The following is a 16382-nucleotide window of genomic DNA, read 5'->3' as shown; positions in this document are numbered from 1 at the left end:
CCGGTCATTAAATAAAAATTATATCCATGGCTAATATTCATATATTACAAATAATAACATAATATAGGCAATTGGGTGAACACAATGAGAGCAGAAGAAGTCCTGTACTTTACGCAGAGAGAAGAAGAGTTCGCCACCCTCCTCATCGATATCGGGATCAAGCGCAATGTTTCCAAGGTCCTTGTGTACCTCGCCAACACCGATGAGGCCACGTCCCGTGAGATCGAGCGCGGCACCGACCTCCGCCAACCCGAGGTCAGCATCGCCATGCGCTATCTCAAGGAGAAAAAGTGGATCAACTCCCGCGAGAGCAAAGCGGAGAGCAAAGGGCGGCCTGTCAAGATCTATACTCTTGCAAAGCCTATCAACGAGATCATCGACGTTATCGAGAAGACCAAGAAAAAAGAAGTTGATACCCAGCTCGCCCTGATCGAAAAGGCAAGAGGGCTTATCTCCTCGTAAGAATCCTGCATCCCCCTGCTTCACCGACCATAACCGATATCTTTTCCTGGTATTCGGTGAACAATCCGCAGGTCAGGACGCCGGGGACCGTGTTCAGGCGGGTACCAAGCCCTGCCGGGTCCCCGATTGTTCCGAATGCGCAGTCAAGAACAAAGTTTCCGTTGTCCGTGATGACCGGGCCGTCTTTTTTCACTCCCTCTCGAAGGACAGGGACGCCGCCAAGGGCCCTGACATGCTGTGCGACAAGGGTCGACGCGTAAGGGACGACCTCCACCGGAACCGGCACGGAGAGGCTTTCTGCGAGTTTTGACCCGTCGACGACGATAAGAATACGCTTCGAGGCGTCGGCGACGCACTTCTCCCGCGTATGCGCTGCGCCGCCCCCCTTGATCAGGTTGAAGGCGGCGTCCACCTGGTCGGCGCCGTCGATGGTGAGGTCGATCTCAGGGTAGTCTGTGAGGTCTGCCACCCTGATGCCGGCGGCCCGTGCACGGAAAGCCGACTGGTACGAAGTCGGCACGCCGACGACAGAGATCTCCTCCTCTCTGATGCGCTCTCCTATCCTCTGGATCGCATAGTTTGCCGTCGAACCGGTGCCGAGGCCGACCACCATGCCGTCCCCCACCTCTTCCGCGGCGGCGAGGCCGGCGACCCGTTTCACTTCAAGATTATCCTGTTTTGTCATCAGAAAAGTATGGGCACGGGGGAAGATAAGGTGTACCGCCGGCCTCCTCCGGGGGGCAAAGCCCCCCGGTCCCCCCTTCATTAGGATGGGGGGTGGATGGCAATCTCCCTCCTCGGGATATCCTCTTCTCACTTCCCCGATCCTATCCTAAATCAGGGATCCGGGGGCAACGAGCGATAGCGAGTTCGAGAAAATCTTTGATTTTCGGCGTAGTCCCCCGGCCGAGAGTGTGGGGAAGGCGGTGGATCCGCACATTCCTCACTGAGATCAAAGAGGAGATATCAACCTGAGTATGAGGGTTTCTGCAAAGCCGAGAATTCAGGATGCCCTCTACCCGAAGAGATCGCGGACGCTGTCCACGCCCTTTGCCGCCGTGCAGTCGAGGGTGATCGGCGTGATGGAGACGTTTCCCTTCCTGATCGCGTGGACGTCGGTCCCCTCCTCCGCGTCCTCCACAAGGGGCCCGTTGATCCAGAAGTACGGCCTGCCCCTCGGGTCGAGGCGCCGTTCCACCCCGGTGTGGAAAAGTTTGCGCGCAAGGTGCGTCACCTCATAGCCCCCCCTGACCTGGGAGGGGATGTTCACGTTGATGACGTCTGTCCCCTCAGGGAAGCCGCGGGCAAGGATCTTCTCGCAGACGTCCCTGACAACCCGTTCAGAGTCGTTGAAACTGTTTCCGACATGGCGGGGGTCGTCGAACTTGTCCCCCTGGTCCCAGACCTGGAGGGAGAAGGCGACCGAGGGCACGCCCTGGTTCGATGCTTCCATCGCCGCCCCCACGGTCCCGGAAGTCATGATCGACTCGTACGAGAGGTTCTCGCCGATATTGATGCCGCTCACCACGAGGTCGGGCTGGAGTTTCAGGGCAAAGAGCCCGATGATCACCGCGTCGGTCGGTTTGCCGCCGACCGCATAGGCGCGGACGCCGTCCACCGTGATCTCTGTCGCCCGTATCGGTTCGAAGATCGAGATGGAACGCCCGACTGCGCTCTGCTGGGTTGCCGGGGCGACGACCGTCACATCGGCGATCGGGGCGAGCGCCCTGTATGCCGCCCATATGCCGTTGGAGTAGACGCCGTCATCATTGGTGAGGAGGATTTTTGGTCGCATCGTTGCTGAAGGGATAGGGCCCCCTGGCAGATAGTCGTTTGCGATCAATATCTACAAAACCGGCCGGCGACAATCCTCTAGGGAATGAGGGCATTTCTTGCAGAATATACGGTCTTCCATGACCCGGCCCTGGCGGCCGAGGGGAAGGCCATGATGACGGTGCTCAGCGGGAGTTTCTCGCGGTGCGGCTACGAGGTGGTCACCCCCCGCGGCGGCGACCTGATGGCTGAGATCGAGGCGCTCGCGCCCGAATGCGACGTCGGTCTTGTGATCGCCCCCGACCACCTCCTTGCGCCCCTCACGAAGAAGGTCGAGGACTGCACTGAGAACCTCGGGTGCAACTCTCTGAACGTCGCCCTGTGTGCGAATAAAAAACGGTCCCTGAAGGTCCTCGCCGCCCACGGCATCCCGGTCCCTGAGGAGCGGACAGAGGGGTTGAAGGTGGTCAAGCCGGTGTACTCCTGCGACACCGCGAACACCCGTCTCACCGAGGAAGCACCGGGCGAGGGTGAGATGGGCCAGGAGTATATCGGGGGCGAATCCATGTCTGTCAGCCTGGTCGTCAACCGCTATGTCGGCGAGGCCTGCCTCTTCTATACGGGACGGCCACCCCTCGTCCTCTCCCTCAACAGGCAGCACATCCCCCTGGAAGATGGTGTCTTTACCTACATGGGCGGGGAGACTCCCATCGACCACCCGATGAAGGAGGAGATTATCGAGACCGCGGTGAAGGCGGCGTCTGTCATCGGCTGCCAGGGCTATGCCGGCGTCGACCTCGTCGTCGCGGACAGGCCCTATGTCCTTGAGGTCAACCCCAGGCCGACGACAAGCCTCGTCGGCATCGCCGCCTGCATGAAGGAGGAGATCGCGCAGGTGCTTGTCGACGCCTCCCGCGGCATGGCGCCGGAGACGGTCAGCCTCACCGGCCGCGTCCGTTTCGACCGGGAAGGGAAGGTGGAGAGGCTATGATAGGGATCGACGTCGGCGGCGCGAACCTGAAGGTCGTCGATACGGACGGCGCCCATATCCACTACTGCCCCCTCTGGACAGAGGCGCCCCTTGCGGAGATGCTCAGGGGCTATGCCGGGTCAGGGGAGAACGCGGCTGTCGTCATGAGCGGCGAACTTGCCGACAGTTTTGAGGACAAGGCCGGGGGGATCAGGTTCATCGTCGATGCGGTGAAGGAAAGTTTCCCTGACGCCGTTTTTTACGGGACAGACGGGAATTTCCACGACGACGCCGTCCCCGCACTTGCCGCCGCAAACTGGCTTGCCTCTGCCGACTACCTGCGAGATCGGTATCCGGGTGCGGTCCTCCTCGACGTGGGGAGCACCACCGCGGACATCATACCCCTCGGGCGTTTCGACGACCTCCGCGGCCTCACCGACCTCCTCCGTCTCCAGCAGGGCTACCTCGTCTATACGGGGATGCTCAGGACAAATGTGGCGACACTCATCCACGCCGTCGAGGTCAACGGCGTCTTCACCCCTGTCTCGACAGAGTACTTCGCGTGCAGCGGCGACGCCCACCTCGTCCTCGGCCAGATTTCCCCTGAGATGTACACCGCGGCGACGCCCGACGGCGGCCCGGCGACTGTGCAGGCCGCGATGAGAAGGCTGGCGCGGGTTGTCTGCGCCGATCCCGCGGAGATCGGGGACGAGGCGATATATGGCATCGCCCGGCAGTTCTGGGCGGCGCAGTCAGGGATGATCCTCAGGGCCGTCTCCGAATGTGCGGCGACCCGGGGCAACGGCGCCGTCCTCTGCGCAGGGATCGGGTCGGCTCTCTTCACGAAGATCTTTGGCGGGACCGACCTCAACAGGGAACTTGGCGGGATGGCCGACGCCCTTCCTGCCTATGCGGTCCGGGAGGTGGCGTCACGCAACGGCTCACCCTGAGCCTCCTCGTCCTTCTGGGGTCCGTCCTCGTGACCGCGGTCTGTTACCTCCTCGGTCTCCCTTTTTTCTTTCTCTTCCTCTTCGTCCCGCTCGTCCCCTTCCTTTCGCCGCAGCGGGTGAAGCGGTGTCCTGTCTGCGGATGGGAAACCACAGGCCGCGAGGACTTCTGCCCCTGGGACGGGACCGGACTCGTACCTGCCGATGGCGACCGGGATGAGTGAGAGAAGCGAGTTCGGCAGCCTCAGGCCGTAGAGGAGGGTTGATGACACCGGGCCGGCGCGGCGGGCGGCATAGTTCTGCACCGACCCGCGGTCCAGGACGACCCCCATCGCCGAGAGGATGCGGGCGGCATGGTTGGCCGGGAGGTCGGCGGTGAGGACGAGGCAGAGGTCGACAACTGGAGACCCGACCCGCGTCTCCGGATAAAAGGGTGCGTCTGCGGTGCAGAATGCGCCGCATGCCGTGCAGTGGTAGCGTTTCACCCAGACCGTGATCTCTCTTCGCCCTTTCTCTCTCTGGATCACGGCGAACCGGCGCTTTTTCATATCATGGCCCCGCACCGGCCCGCCGCATGCGGGGCACCTGGTGAGGCCGGAGAAGACGACGCCGTCTATGGCCGAGATCGCTGCGACGACGAGTTCGGCGAGCATCGGCGGGATACGCACCTGCATATAAAGACCTGCGCGCCCGCCCTATTTGAGCGTGTCAGGTGTGACCAGTAAAACAGTACTATTGTCGGTTAAATAGTCTTGAAGTATTAAATCCCAGCCGCCATCCGCGCCTTCCACCACTATTCATCAAAAATTTCGGAATATGACACTATCCTTATATAATCGAACCTCAACCTCTTATCTATCCGAGGTTATTCCATGGAGAACATGAAGTATGTCCGTACAACATGCCCGTACTGCGGTACAGGGTGTTCCTTCAACCTCGTTGTTAAGGACGGAAAGGTCTGCGGCGTCCAGCCGTACCACCGCTCCCCGGTCAACGAGGGAAAGGTATGCCCCAAGGGCACCTATGCATGGGAATTTGTGAACCGTGAGGACCGCCTCACCACGCCCATGATCAAGAAGAACGGCGAGTTTGTCGAGGCAACCTGGGACGAGGCCTACGACCTCATCGCCCGGAAGCTCAAGTCATACAAGCCTGACGAAATTGCCTGCCTCTCGTCGGCCCGTACCTCCAACGAGGACAACTACGCTCTGATGAAGTTCGCCCGCGGCGCCCTCAAGACCCGCCACATCGACCACTGTGCCCGTCTCTGCCACGCTTCGACCGTCGCAGGGCTTGCCGCCTCCTTCGGCTCCGGTGCAATGACCAACTCGATTCTCGATATTGCGGAATCGAAGTGCGTCTTTATCATCGGGTCCAACACCTTTGAGCAGCACCCGCTCATCGGCCGCAAGATCGCCCAGGCCAAGATGAACGGCGCGAAGATCATCTACGCCGACCCGCGTCTCACCGCCACCGGCAAGCAGGCTGACCTGTACATGCAGTTCCGCTCAGGCTCCGATGTCGCCATCCTGAACTGTCTCATGGGTGAGATCATCCGCAATGGCTGGGAAGACAAGGAATGGGTACAGAACCGTGCAAAGGGCTATGAAGAGCTGAAAGCAGTCGTTCTGAAGGACGACTACCTGCCCGAGAACGTCGAGAAGATCTCCGGCATCCCGGCAGAGCAGCTCAAGACCGCTGCAGAGTGGATTGGAACCGCCGAATCGTCCGCCCTTCTCTACTCGATGGGTATCACCCAGCACACGGTCGGTGTCGACAACGTCAAGTCCACGGCAAACCTCCAGATGCTCACCGGCAACATCGGGAAGCGCGGAGGCGGTGTGAACGCACTCCGTGGCCAGAACAATGTGCAGGGCGCCTGCGACATGGGTGCGCTCCCGGTCGTCTTCACCGCCTACCAGAAGGTCATCGACCCGGCCGTCCACAAGAAGTTTGCCGACGCATGGGGCTTCCCCGACGGCATCTGCGAGCCGAAGAACGGCTATGAAGTCACCGTCATGATGGACGTCCTCACCGACAAGCCCGGCGACCTCAAGGCGATGTACATCATGGGCGAGAACCCGATGCTCTCCGACCCCGACCTCACCCACGTCGAGCATGCCCTCAAGAGCCTTGACTTCCTGGTCGTGCAGGATATCTTCATGACCGAGACCGCCGCCCTCGCCGACGTCGTGCTCCCGGCCACCTGCTATGCAGAGAAGACCGGCACCCAGACCAGCACCGAGCGCCGTGTCCAGATGTGGCACAAGGCCCAGGAGGCACCCGGCCAGGCAAAACTCGACTGGCAGATCATCGCCGAGCTCGCTGCTAAGATGGGCTATGCCGGGCAGTTCACCTGGAAGACGTCGGAGGATGTCTTCAACGAGATGCGCTCACTCACCCCGTCCTATGCAGGGATGACCTACGCGCGGCTTGAGCGGCCTGAAGCGCTTCACTGGCCGTGCCCCACCGAAACGCACCCCGGCACCCCGATCCTGCACATCGGCAAGTGCTCCCACCCTGATGGCAAGGGCGTCATGCACGCCATCGAGTGGAAGCCGCCAGCAGAGGTTCCGGACGCGGAGTACCCGCTCATCCTCACCACCGGCAGGTGCATCTGGCACTGGCACACCGGCTCCATGACCCGCCGCTCTGCCCACCTCGACGCCGAGGTCCCGACCGGCTGGATCGAACTCAATCCCGCGGATGCGAAGGCCCTCGGTATTGTTGACGGTGAGATGGTCAAGGCGACCTCCCGCCGCGGTACCGTCAATGTCCCGGCAAAGGTCACGAAGGACATCATGAAGGGCGTCACCTTCATGCCGTTCCACTTCGCCGAGTGCGCAGCAAACGTCCTCACTAACAATGCCCTCGACCCGATCGCCAAGATCCCCGAGTTCAAGGCATGTTCTGTGAAGGTTGAGAAGATTCAGGAGGCCTGAAAATGTCAGCAAAAGGCGATATGTATTACGCATGGTCGACCGATGCGGACCTCCTTGCAAAGGGCGAGTGCGGCGGTGCCGTCTCCTCGCTCCTCAAGTTCGCTCTTGAGAGCAAGATGGTCGACGCGGTCCTTGCCGTGAAGAAGGGTGCGGATATCTACGATGCCGTCCCGGCCCTCATCACCAACCCTGAAGAGATTGCACAGACTGCGGGATCCCTCCACTGCGGGACGCTCCTCCTCTCCAAGCTCTTCAAGAAGTACCTCAATGGCGCCAGGGACATGAAGATCGCGGTCACCCTCAAGGGCTGCGATGTCATGGGCATGTACGAGCTTGCCAAGAGGCAGCAGATCAACCTCGACAATGTCGTCATGATCGGTCTGAACTGCGGCGGGTCTGTGAGCCCGGTCGCCGCACGGAAGATGATCGCCGAGAAGTTCGAGACCGACCCGGACACCGTCCTCAAGGAAGAGATCGACAAGGGCCAGTTCATCATCGAGACCGCCGAAGGCCACAAGGGCATCAAGATGGACGAGCTCGAGGAAGAGGGCTATGGCCGGCGTGCCAACTGCCGCCGGTGCAAGATGAAGGTCCCCCGCCAGGCAGACCTTGCCTGCGGCAACTGGGGCGTCATCGGCGACAAGGCCGGGAAGGCGACCTTCGTTGAAGTTTGCTCTGAGAAGGGCGCACAGCTCCTCGACGCCGCCGCGAAGGCAGGCAAGCTTGCCACCGAGGCACCGAACCCGAAGGGTATCGAGATCCGCGGCAAGGTCGAGAACGCCATGCTCAAGCTTGGCGACTCCTGGCGTGCGAAGGACTTCGCAGCCCTTGGCGAAGGCAACGACCGCCTGAAGACGATCCTCGATGCGACCTCCCGGTGCATCAAGTGCTACCAGTGCATTGAGAACTGCCCGATCTGCTACTGTGTCGAGTGCTCCACCAAGAAGCCGTACCTGGTCAAGCCCGGCGAGGTTCCGCCGAACTTCATGTTCCACCTGATCAGGTTCGCCCACATCTCCGACTCCTGCATCAACTGCGGGCAGTGCCAGGAACTCTGCGCGATGGATATCCCGAACGCGCTCTTCATGCACGCTCTCCAGGTCGACCTCCAGGAGATGTTCGGCTTTGTGCCGGGCGTCGACATGACCCTGCCGGTGCTTGCACTGGTCGAGGAGAACGAAGAGAGGGCCCGCCTTACCGGTACAGGCAGCGACCAGATCTTCAACATCTTCCAGAAGGAGTAAATCCTTCTTTTCCCTTTTTTTCCACGGGGCGCACCAGCCTCTTTTTCTGTTGTGAGCGAAAAATGGCTCTGTGGATTCGCTCATGAGGTGACGTTTCAGGCGATCAGAGAGGAGAGATCAACCTGAGTATGACGGTTTCGCCCGAAAAACAGCACATAGAAAAATCCTGATCTCTCCTGTCGGTGCGGGGAGAATGAGCTAAAAGTATATCCGGGCGCCCGTCACACCGGGAATATCTGATCCCATGGACTCGATACACCTCCTCGGCCTTGCGGCAGGTTCGCTCACGACCCTCTCCTTCATCCCGCAGGTGGCGCAGACCCTGCGGACGCGGTCGGCGCACGACTTCTCCTATGCGATGCTCGTCTGCTTCCTCGCAGGTCTCATCCTCTGGTTCGTATATGGCATGGTCAGGGACGACCCTGCGATCATAATTGCGAACGCGGTCACGGCGGTCCTTCTGCTCTGCATCCTTGCTGTGAAGATCAGGTCGCCCTGATCATACACTCACTATTTTTATCGGGACCGCGAATATGCGGCCCCGGTCATCGGGTGGCGGCGACGACGGCATAGATGCTGTGACGATAGGGACAGGTGATCTGCGTGAAACCAGCATCCTTCATCTTCTGCAGGTATGCGGGGAGGGTGTCCGGGCAGGCGGTGTTCTTCTCCCGCCGTGCGAGCATCGCTTCTATTTCTTCGACGGGGAGACCGTTTTCCGCCATTGCCTGCCGCCAGAGACGACAGTCTGCCTCCTCTTCTTCCGGCGTCACTCCCCGGAAGACGTCGCCGTTGACAAAGACCCCTCCCGGCCGCAGGGTTGTGTGGATGCGCCTGACGACGGCGGCACGGTCGGAGTCGGGGAGGTGGTGGAGGCAGAGGGAGGTGAGGACGATATCGAACTGTCCCTCTGGCCAGATGTCCCTGAAGTCGTCTTCGAGAAACGAGACTCCCCGGAGGGCCTCTTTTCTCCGTGCCACGGCGAGCATGGCCGGGTCCATGTCGATGCAGGTGACCGCCGCCTCGGGGTTGGCACGGAGCACCATCTCTGTCACGTAGCCGGTGCCGCTCCCGAGTTCGAGGACCGAGACCTCTCCTCCGGGAACAGATGAGACGGCCGCGCCGAAAAATGCCCGTGCATCAGGGACAATTCCAACGATCAGATCCTCGTAGGCATCGGCACGGTCATGGAAGTGCTCTTCGCTCTTCATGTCCTCTCCTTTTTGAGAAACATCTCGGCATATGTGGCAAAGTGCCCGGTTGGTTCAGGATAGGTAAACTGCATCCCTTTGTTTCCGCAGATCATGCAGAGCGGCCGGGCGGCAGGGTTCATCTCTCCGTCCGGGGTGAAGAAGCGGTCATTGCCTTCGAGGTGCTCGACCTTCCCGATGACGAGCACATATTTTTCCCTGCAGATCTCCTCGACAAGTCTGCACTCCATCCATGCGATGCACCCCTCGATGCCGGGCGGGCGCACGGTTTTCGAGGGGTGAGGTGTGAGGTGCGCCTCGGCGAACTCGTCGATCTCAGGAGGATAGTTGCGGGCGCAGACCATGACCTCGCGGCTCATGTCGACGGTCGGGACATTGACGACGAACTCGCCGGTCGCCCTGATATTGTCGAGGGTGTCCCGCTTCACCCAGGAAGCAAGGACGATCTCGTCGAGAGGCCGCAGGACCGGGGTGATGTTCCCCCAGGGGGCGGCATTGAGGATGCCTTCGGGGGAGATGGTCGAGATGAGGACGACCGGCAGCGGGAGGACGCCCTCCCGCCTGTAGGGTTGCAGTTCCATGTTTCATACGTGCGATCGATTTGTTAATACTTTTTCCGAAAGATGTCCGGGATGTAGACACTTTCCGGGTGGTGGGCCCGCAGAGATCAACTGTCTCTTCAGGGGATGCATTCAGTCGATGGCGTCCTCGTCATCGGTCCCGGTGGCGCCGAGGTTCTCGTCGATGTCGTCCGGGTACGGCAGTTCGACCACCTCGGCCCCGTCGGGCAGGATGTCGCCGATTTCAAAGAACATCGTGTCCGGGTACTCGCGCTCCTCCATCTTCCCGTTGACCAACCGCACAATCACGATCATAGGTGCATTTTCCTCTGCTGATCGACATATAAACGCGGCGATCTGTGTGCGGGGCCGTGCCTCCTCCTTTCTGAGAGTGAATTTCTGGCCCGGGGCGATGCCGCGATCGTCGTCACCAACGGTGTCACCGCCGTCATGGTCGCCGTGATCAGGATAGTGAAGGTGAGGTCGGGGTGATGATCGATGTCTCCTCTTTGATCTCGTGGAGTGAACGCGGGGTCCCTGCTTTCCCGTAGTCCCCGGTCCAGGGTGGGGGGTAGGCGACTATCCCTTCTGAGGTCGGAGGTGTCATCAGTTTTTTATCTCCTGCCGGCCCTGACACATTCTTCGAGGAGCGTGTTCGTCTTCCTCTGCTCGGCGAGGATCTCCTGCTCAGTCTTCAGGACCGCCTTCATCAGGTCGAGGGCGAGCATGCTCCTCTTGAAGAGTTCTTCCTGCCGGTCCCCGAAACGTGCCTCGAAGCCGGTGAACTCGCCGGTGGGTTCTGAGACCTCGACCGTCAGATCCTCGACCGCGATCACCGGTTCGCCCCGCGCCCGCACCTCGTCGAGAAAGGCCGCAAGGGCGCTGGCCTCCCCCTCGGCCACCATCTCGACCGTGCCGTCAGGGAGGTTTCTCACATATCCCGCGACGCCTGTCCTGCCCGCGCACCCGTTGACATAACTCCTGTAGCCAACACCCTGCACCCGGCCGCGTGCGATGGCATGCACACGCAGTCTGCCTGTTCTCCCGGCAAGGGGGCTCCCTCTCTCCTGCATGGGGGGTAGTATGGAAAAAGAGGTTTATGGGGATGCCGGTCAGTCTGTCGGCAGGGTGCGGGCGGCGCTTGCCTTGAAGGAGGCGATGACGATCATGCCGGGGACAAGGCCCTCTTCATCGGCAGAGCGCCTGGTGACAAGCGCCGTGAGCGGGAAACCGCAATCGAGGTGGAGACGCACGAGCGCCCCGCCAAGGGGCACGATGCCGGCGACCTCTGCCTCGAACCTGTTCCTGGCCATGCCCGTGCCTTCGCCCCTGCGGGCGATCGCGACGTCGGCCGCCCCGACGACCACCGCCACCCTCTCTCCGGGAGAGGCGTCTGAGATGACCGCGATGTCGGCGTTGCCGACTCGCACCAGGGCAAGGCCGCCCGCGTTCTCTGTCACGGTCCCGTCGAGGATGTTCTCCATGCCGACGAAGCGGGCCACTTCGACCGACTGCGGATCCTCGAAGACCTCCCGCACAGACCCCTCCTGTGCCAGACTGCCGTCGATGACCACCGCGGCCCGCGTGGCGAGTCGCAGGGCCTCCTCCCGTGCATGGGTCACCTGCACGATGGTGAGGCCCCTCTCGCGGTGGATGCGCCCGATATCGATCATCAGCCGCTCCCGCGTCAGCGGGTCCAGCGCGGAGAAGGGTTCGTCGAGGAGGAGGATCTCGGGCTCCGCGGCAAGGGCGCGGGCGATCGCCACCCGCTGCTGCTCGCCGCCGCTCATCGTTCCCGGATAGCGGTCGGCAAGGCGTTCAATGCCGAAGGACGCAAGCAGCCTCTCCACCCGGCGGCCGACCTCCTCCTTCGGGAGTTTCTGCATCTTCGGACCGAAGGCGATGTTCTCCCGCACGGTCATGTGGGGGAAGAGGGAGTAGTCCTGGTAGACCAGGGCGATCTGCCGCTTCTCCGGCGGCACGGCCGAGACGTCCTCGCCGTGGATGAGCACCTCTCCCGCGTCAGGGAGATGGAGGCCCGCGATCGCCTCCAGGACCACGGTCTTTCCCGCACCCGACGGCCCGATGATGAAGTAGTAGTCCCCTTTCTCGATGGAGAGGGAGACGTCCTTCAGGGAAAAGTCGCCAAGGGCGAGAGAGACATGCCTAAACTCGATCATATTTCCTCCCGATAAAGCGGCTTGCTGTCCGCAGGACGATAAAGACGGTGAAACAGGCGAGGATCATCACGAAAGCGACGGTGCTGCTCTCCTTGATCCCGCTCGTCGTGAACCGGTAGTAGATGAGGGTGGAGATGACCATCGGGTAATAGGCGATCATGATGATCGCGGCGAACTCCCCGATCGCCCTCCCCCAGGCAAGGATGCTCCCGTTGAAGACGTCGCGGGCTGCAAGGGGGAGGACAACGGTGCGAAAGGCCGTGAACCGCGAGGCCCCGAGAGTCCGGGCCACGTTTTCGAGGTGGACAGGCACCTTCTCAAAGCCCTCCCGCACCGCGTTCACGAAGTACGGCGAGGCCACGAAGACCATGGCGACGACGATGCCCGGGTAGGCGTCCTCGAACGAGATGCCGACTGCATAAAATGGGGCGCCGATGAGGCCGCGGCGCATGAACAACAGGTAGACGAGGATGCCCGCCACGGTGTGCGGGAGGATGAGGGGGATATCGACGATGCTCTCCACGACTCCCTTGCCGCGGAAGTCGGTCCGTGCGAGGACATACGCGAGGGGGATGCCAAGGACGAGGAGGATGAGGACGGCGTTCAGCCCTGCTCCCATCGTCAGGACGACGGAGTCGACCACCTTCGCGTCGGAGGCGACTCTCAGGAGGTGAGGGATATCGGAGAGTTCCTTCACGGTCATCGAGAGGAGAGAGAGGACGGTGAGGCCGAGGATCACGCCGCCGATGAGAGAGAAGGAGACCAGGCAGCGGTCACGGAGTACTGAGCTCTGGGCCATGGTAAAAAAGGAGAGTTCAGGGGGATGCGGTGAGGGCCTTCAGGCCGGCCGGGACAGTGCCGAAACCGCCTGCCGGGACGATCGGGGGCTGGCCCTGTGCGTCCATGACAGCCTGCCCTTCGCTGCCGATGAGCATCTGGACGAATGCGAGGCCGCCTTCAGGGTTCTCCGCGTTCTTCGGCACGGTCGCGCCGTAGACGATCGGCTTTGCGGTCATGAGGCCGCCGGCAGTCTCGATCGTCACCTTTGCATAGTCGTCGGCGTACGTCACCGAGGAGAGGTCGATCGCCTCAGGGAGTTCGACGAAGTTGAGGCCGTTCTGGGCGGCGACCGAGCGGTACTCCCACGCATAGTCGAGGCCGCCGTTCTGGAGCATCTGGACAAGTTCGACCGACTTCGGCCGGATCTGGAAGGTGTCCTTCGGCTCGGGGGAGGTGGCGAGGATCGTGTACGTGCCGTTCTCTTCGGTCACCGTGATGTTCGAGTGCTCGGAGACGACCCTGTCGAAGATCGTGTCGTTGCCGTAGTGCTGCTCCGCGAGCTGGATCGCCATCAGGGAGCGGTAGCCGCAGGGGTCGATGTTCGGGTCGGAACAGGCCCATGCAATGTCGGGCTTCTCCAGGATGGTGTACCAGGTGTCGGCGCTGATCTCGCCGGCGTACTTGCTCTTGTTGGTGTAGCAGAGCACGATCTGGTTCTTCGCGAAGGTCACGTACCAGTCGGCAGAGCCCGGCATCATCAACTTGGGGATGAGGGTGTAGTCGGCCGATGCAAAGACGTCGGCGCTCTTGCCGAGGTCGGTGATGTCCTTGACGAGCTTGGTCGATCCGCCGGGGACGAGCCTGACATCGACGCCCGGATGCGCCGTCTCATACTGCTTTTCGAGTTCTTCGAAGGGGGCGGCGAGGCTGCCTGCATGGTAGACGGTGATGACCTGACCGGCCGCGGCGGCCGTCGTCTCTACCGGTGCGGTTGTTTCCGCAGGTGTCTGGTTGCCACCGTCGGTCTGCTGGGTGGTCGTGCAGCCGCAGAGGAATATAGCGGCGCAGAGGATCAATACCGTTGAAAATGTCACAATTTTACTATTCATGAGTTATAAACTCGATATAATTCCAGATAACTCTTTTTATGTGTGTCGAGTTAAGGAAACGCCATTAACCGGGTCATCTGTACGGCCACGATAAGCCTTAACCCTCCCTGCGCCGAACCATTCCGTACTATGTGGAAGGCGCTGGACATAGAGGAATGGAAGAACCAGCGGCGGTCCGACCTTGCAGGGGCGAAGGACGCCGTCGCCGGGATCGTCGATGCAGTGCGGAAGGACGGCGACGAGGCGCTCTACGCTCTCACGAAGAAGTTCGACCACATCGACCTTGAGGACCTTGCCGTCGCCCCCGAGGAGTTCGAGGGCGCATACGAGGAAGTGGACGACGCTCTGGTCGAGAGCCTTGCCGAGGCCGAGGCGCATATCAGGCGTTTCCACGAACTGCAGCGCAACCATTCGCTCTGGCTCGACGAGGTGGAGCCCGGGGTGATCCTGGGCGTGAAGACGACACCCCTCGACCGTATCGGTGCCTACGTGCCGGGCGGCCGGGCCGCGTATCCTTCGACCGCCCTGATGACCACGGTTCCGGCACAGGTGGCCGGGGTCGCGGAGATCTGCGTCTGCTCCCCGCCCCCGATCCATCCCCTCACCCTGGTGGCCCTCGATATCGCCGGTGTGGACGAGTGTTACCGCGTCGGCGGCGCACAGGCGATCGCGGCGATGGCCCTCGGCACGGAGACGATCGACCCTGTCCAGAAGATCGTCGGTCCGGGGAATGTCTTTGTGACGGCGGCAAAGATGATGCTGCGCGAAGAGGCCGAGATCGACTTTCCGGCCGGTCCCTCTGAGATCGGTATCCTTGCCGATGCGACGGCGAAACCCGCGTTCGTCGCGGCCGACGTGCTGGCGCAGGCTGAGCACGACCCCCATGCCGGGTGCATCCTGGTGACCACCGATCCCTCCCTCCCGGCGAAGGTCGGCGCGGAGATCAAGAGACAGATGGCCACGGCAGAGAGGCGCGCCATCATCGAGAAGGCCCTCGATCACTCGGGCTATGTGGTCGTCCGCGACCTTGACGAGGCGATCGCCGCGATGGACGACATCGCCCCCGAGCACCTCTCCATCCAGGTCGCCGACCCGATGGCGGCCCTCACCGCGGTGCGGAACGCGGGTTCCATCTTTGTCGGGCCGTACACCGCCGTCGCCTTCGGGGACTACGCCTCAGGCACCAACCATGTCCTGCCGACCGCGGGCTATGCGAAGGTCTACTCCGGGCTCGACATCCACCACTTCTGCAAGACCTCCTCTGTCCAGATGATCAGCAGGGAGGGGCTCGAGTGGCTTGGCGGCATCGTGGAAAATCTCGCCTCTGCCGAGGGCCTCCACGCCCATGCAAACTCGGTCAGGATCCGCAGGCGGAAGGACGCCTGAACCCTCTTTTTTTCGGCTCATCGGACTCTGTTGCATTCCTCTTCTGGAGTGAACATGAGGGGGTGATCACACCCTTGCCCCTACGTGATGGATCGGCAGAGGACGGGAACCCCCTCTGAACAATCACCGGCCGCCTTCCCGCCCCTATCGCAATCCCGGGGGTTCCGGGGGAACGACCAGAGTGAGCTTGAGAAGATCTTTGATCTTCGATAGCGCCCCCGGCGCGAGCGTGTGGGAAGGCATGTCGATCAGACGGGCCGCCCCCAACAGAAGAACGAGAAACTTTACCCTGCTCTCTCTCTCGCCGGGTGGAGACCCCCCGGACCCCCCACGGCGAAGATAGCCGAGGGGCGGCGAAGTGCCCGGTTCCCGGCACCCTCAAGGCCAGGAGAAGAGGAATTGAGGGTTTCAAAAGAGCCGTTCATCGTTCATTCCAGCGGGGACATTGATGTGTGGTGACTCTCTCTGGATGGGTCCGGGGGCGTCTCCAGAACTCTTTTTCCGGGTTAGTTTAACCTGTTCATTTACATTCCCGGCATTGTACCGGAATAATCATGAACAACCCCCCTGCACCGGGAGCGGTGCGCTACATCGTTGTCGACAGGGAAAGCCGGAAGACCCTCTGCATCACCCCCTCCTATGAAGAGGCCTGTCAGGTCTGGCAGGAGGAGATCGGCTACGCGGCCGAGATCCATGCCGTCCCGGCTTTATCGCGGGTGGCGTTCGTCGGGAAACAGACCCGGATCGCCGACCCCGAGGTCTGTCATCTGCCGTGGCGGGGGGTTATGCTCCCACCCTCGGCTGCAGAGTGAACCGCG

The 16382-nt window shown here is 61.6% G+C and carries 18 protein-coding genes; 8 read left to right on the top strand and 10 right to left on the bottom strand.

The window, feature by feature from the left end:
• The first annotated feature begins 84 nt into the window (after positions 1-84).
• Positions 85-462 carry an ArsR family transcriptional regulator gene (locus PHP59_RS00155; protein WP_067049738.1) on the top strand — a complete coding sequence of 126 codons (378 nt, stop codon included), beginning with the start codon at positions 85-87 and terminating at the stop codon, positions 460-462.
• On the opposite strand, the gene rpiA is transcribed toward PHP59_RS00155, so the two are convergent.
• The gene (rpiA, locus tag PHP59_RS00150) at positions 449-1147 is read right to left on the bottom strand and encodes a ribose-5-phosphate isomerase RpiA (RefSeq protein ID WP_300161773.1); all 699 of its coding nucleotides are present in this window, start codon (positions 1145-1147) and stop codon (positions 449-451) included. The genes PHP59_RS00155 and rpiA overlap by 14 nt on opposite strands.
• Before the next feature lie 330 nt (positions 1148-1477).
• Complete coding sequence (gene surE, locus PHP59_RS00145) at positions 1478-2257, bottom strand: 5'/3'-nucleotidase SurE (protein ID WP_300161770.1); 780 nt, start codon at positions 2255-2257, stop codon at positions 1478-1480.
• Between the two features lie 84 nt (positions 2258-2341).
• Between surE and PHP59_RS00140 the strand changes: the two genes are divergently transcribed.
• Both PHP59_RS00140 and PHP59_RS00135 read left to right on the top strand, forming a co-directional pair.
• Positions 2342-3226 (top strand): ATP-grasp domain-containing protein, encoded by an 885-nt coding sequence (locus PHP59_RS00140; RefSeq protein ID WP_300161767.1) that lies wholly within the window; start codon positions 2342-2344, stop codon positions 3224-3226.
• Positions 3223-4155, top strand: coding sequence for a hydantoinase/oxoprolinase family protein (locus PHP59_RS00135; RefSeq protein ID WP_300161764.1), 933 nt, complete (start codon positions 3223-3225; stop codon positions 4153-4155). Before PHP59_RS00140 ends, PHP59_RS00135 begins: the two co-directional genes overlap by 4 nt.
• On the opposite strand, the gene PHP59_RS00130 is transcribed toward PHP59_RS00135, so the two are convergent.
• The gene (locus PHP59_RS00130) at positions 4113-4826 is read right to left on the bottom strand and encodes a hypothetical protein (protein ID WP_300161761.1); all 714 of its coding nucleotides are present in this window, start codon (positions 4824-4826) and stop codon (positions 4113-4115) included. The two genes, PHP59_RS00135 and PHP59_RS00130, sit on opposite strands and share 43 nt — an antisense overlap.
• Positions 4827-5024: 198 nt before the next feature.
• Between PHP59_RS00130 and fdhF the strand changes: the two genes are divergently transcribed.
• The 3 genes from fdhF (at position 5025) to PHP59_RS00115 (ending at position 8837) form a co-directional block, all read left to right on the top strand.
• Complete coding sequence (gene fdhF, locus PHP59_RS00125) at positions 5025-7094, top strand: formate dehydrogenase subunit alpha (protein WP_300161758.1); 2070 nt, start codon at positions 5025-5027, stop codon at positions 7092-7094.
• A gap of 2 nt (positions 7095-7096) precedes the next feature.
• Positions 7097-8338 carry a Coenzyme F420 hydrogenase/dehydrogenase, beta subunit C-terminal domain gene (locus PHP59_RS00120; RefSeq protein ID WP_300161755.1) on the top strand — a complete coding sequence of 414 codons (1242 nt, stop codon included), beginning with the start codon at positions 7097-7099 and terminating at the stop codon, positions 8336-8338.
• A gap of 244 nt (positions 8339-8582) precedes the next feature.
• Positions 8583-8837 carry a SemiSWEET family sugar transporter gene (locus tag PHP59_RS00115; RefSeq protein WP_300161753.1) on the top strand — a complete coding sequence of 85 codons (255 nt, stop codon included), beginning with the start codon at positions 8583-8585 and terminating at the stop codon, positions 8835-8837.
• A 46-nt stretch (positions 8838-8883) separates the two neighbouring features.
• On the opposite strand, the gene PHP59_RS00110 is transcribed toward PHP59_RS00115, so the two are convergent.
• From PHP59_RS00110 to wtpA, 7 genes are all read right to left on the bottom strand, one after another.
• Complete coding sequence (locus PHP59_RS00110; RefSeq protein WP_300161751.1) at positions 8884-9549, bottom strand: class I SAM-dependent methyltransferase; 666 nt, start codon at positions 9547-9549, stop codon at positions 8884-8886.
• A complete protein-coding gene (locus PHP59_RS00105) occupies positions 9546-10130 on the bottom strand; it encodes a flavin reductase family protein (RefSeq protein ID WP_300161748.1) in 585 nt (194 codons plus the stop codon). The genes PHP59_RS00110 and PHP59_RS00105 overlap by 4 nt, the downstream gene beginning before the upstream one ends.
• A 111-nt stretch (positions 10131-10241) precedes the next feature.
• A complete protein-coding gene (locus PHP59_RS00100; protein ID WP_300161745.1) occupies positions 10242-10424 on the bottom strand; it encodes a hypothetical protein in 183 nt (60 codons plus the stop codon).
• 299 nt (positions 10425-10723) lie between these two features.
• A complete protein-coding gene (locus PHP59_RS00095) occupies positions 10724-11182 on the bottom strand; it encodes an acylphosphatase (RefSeq protein WP_300161742.1) in 459 nt (152 codons plus the stop codon).
• A gap of 39 nt (positions 11183-11221) precedes the next feature.
• Positions 11222-12289 carry an ATP-binding cassette domain-containing protein gene (locus PHP59_RS00090; protein WP_300161740.1) on the bottom strand — a complete coding sequence of 356 codons (1068 nt, stop codon included), beginning with the start codon at positions 12287-12289 and terminating at the stop codon, positions 11222-11224.
• Positions 12276-13088 carry an ABC transporter permease gene (locus PHP59_RS00085; RefSeq protein ID WP_300161737.1) on the bottom strand — a complete coding sequence of 271 codons (813 nt, stop codon included), beginning with the start codon at positions 13086-13088 and terminating at the stop codon, positions 12276-12278. The genes PHP59_RS00090 and PHP59_RS00085 overlap by 14 nt, the downstream gene beginning before the upstream one ends.
• 16 nt (positions 13089-13104) lie before the next feature.
• On the bottom strand, positions 13105-14163 hold the full coding sequence (gene wtpA, locus PHP59_RS00080) for a tungstate ABC transporter substrate-binding protein WtpA (protein ID WP_300161735.1): 1059 nt from the start codon (positions 14161-14163) through the stop codon (positions 13105-13107).
• 144 nt (positions 14164-14307) lie between these two features.
• On the opposite strand from wtpA, the gene hisD reads away from it, so the two are divergent.
• Both hisD and PHP59_RS00070 read left to right on the top strand, forming a co-directional pair.
• Complete coding sequence (gene hisD, locus PHP59_RS00075) at positions 14308-15564, top strand: histidinol dehydrogenase (protein ID WP_300161732.1); 1257 nt, start codon at positions 14308-14310, stop codon at positions 15562-15564.
• 554 nt (positions 15565-16118) lie between these two features.
• Complete coding sequence (locus tag PHP59_RS00070; protein WP_300161729.1) at positions 16119-16376, top strand: hypothetical protein; 258 nt, start codon at positions 16119-16121, stop codon at positions 16374-16376.
• Positions 16377-16382: the final 6 nt, after the last annotated feature.

Origin of the sequence: Methanofollis sp. (assembly GCF_028702905.1) — an archaeon.
In the GTDB taxonomy this organism is placed as follows: Archaea; Halobacteriota; Methanomicrobia; order Methanomicrobiales; family Methanofollaceae; genus Methanofollis.
This window is presented reverse-complemented; position numbering and strand designations above follow the sequence as displayed.

Coding starts and splice junctions, on each gene's coding strand:
- PHP59_RS00155 (WP_067049738.1), top strand. CDS start 85: ATGAGAGCAGAAGAAGTCCTGTACTTTACGCAGAGAGAAGAAGAGTTC.
- rpiA (WP_300161773.1), bottom strand. CDS start 1,147: ATGACAAAACAGGATAATCTTGAAGTGAAACGGGTCGCCGGCCTCGCC.
- surE (WP_300161770.1), bottom strand. CDS start 2,257: ATGCGACCAAAAATCCTCCTCACCAATGATGACGGCGTCTACTCCAAC.
- PHP59_RS00140 (WP_300161767.1), top strand. CDS start 2,342: ATGAGGGCATTTCTTGCAGAATATACGGTCTTCCATGACCCGGCCCTG.
- PHP59_RS00135 (WP_300161764.1), top strand. CDS start 3,223: ATGATAGGGATCGACGTCGGCGGCGCGAACCTGAAGGTCGTCGATACG.
- PHP59_RS00130 (WP_300161761.1), bottom strand. CDS start 4,826: ATGCAGGTGCGTATCCCGCCGATGCTCGCCGAACTCGTCGTCGCAGCG.
- fdhF (WP_300161758.1), top strand. CDS start 5,025: ATGGAGAACATGAAGTATGTCCGTACAACATGCCCGTACTGCGGTACA.
- PHP59_RS00120 (WP_300161755.1), top strand. CDS start 7,097: ATGTCAGCAAAAGGCGATATGTATTACGCATGGTCGACCGATGCGGAC.
- PHP59_RS00115 (WP_300161753.1), top strand. CDS start 8,583: ATGGACTCGATACACCTCCTCGGCCTTGCGGCAGGTTCGCTCACGACC.
- PHP59_RS00110 (WP_300161751.1), bottom strand. CDS start 9,549: ATGAAGAGCGAAGAGCACTTCCATGACCGTGCCGATGCCTACGAGGAT.
- PHP59_RS00105 (WP_300161748.1), bottom strand. CDS start 10,130: ATGGAACTGCAACCCTACAGGCGGGAGGGCGTCCTCCCGCTGCCGGTC.
- PHP59_RS00100 (WP_300161745.1), bottom strand. CDS start 10,424: ATGATCGTGATTGTGCGGTTGGTCAACGGGAAGATGGAGGAGCGCGAG.
- PHP59_RS00095 (WP_300161742.1), bottom strand. CDS start 11,182: ATGCAGGAGAGAGGGAGCCCCCTTGCCGGGAGAACAGGCAGACTGCGT.
- PHP59_RS00090 (WP_300161740.1), bottom strand. CDS start 12,289: ATGATCGAGTTTAGGCATGTCTCTCTCGCCCTTGGCGACTTTTCCCTG.
- PHP59_RS00085 (WP_300161737.1), bottom strand. CDS start 13,088: ATGGCCCAGAGCTCAGTACTCCGTGACCGCTGCCTGGTCTCCTTCTCT.
- hisD (WP_300161732.1), top strand. CDS start 14,308: ATGTGGAAGGCGCTGGACATAGAGGAATGGAAGAACCAGCGGCGGTCC.
- PHP59_RS00070 (WP_300161729.1), top strand. CDS start 16,119: ATGAACAACCCCCCTGCACCGGGAGCGGTGCGCTACATCGTTGTCGAC.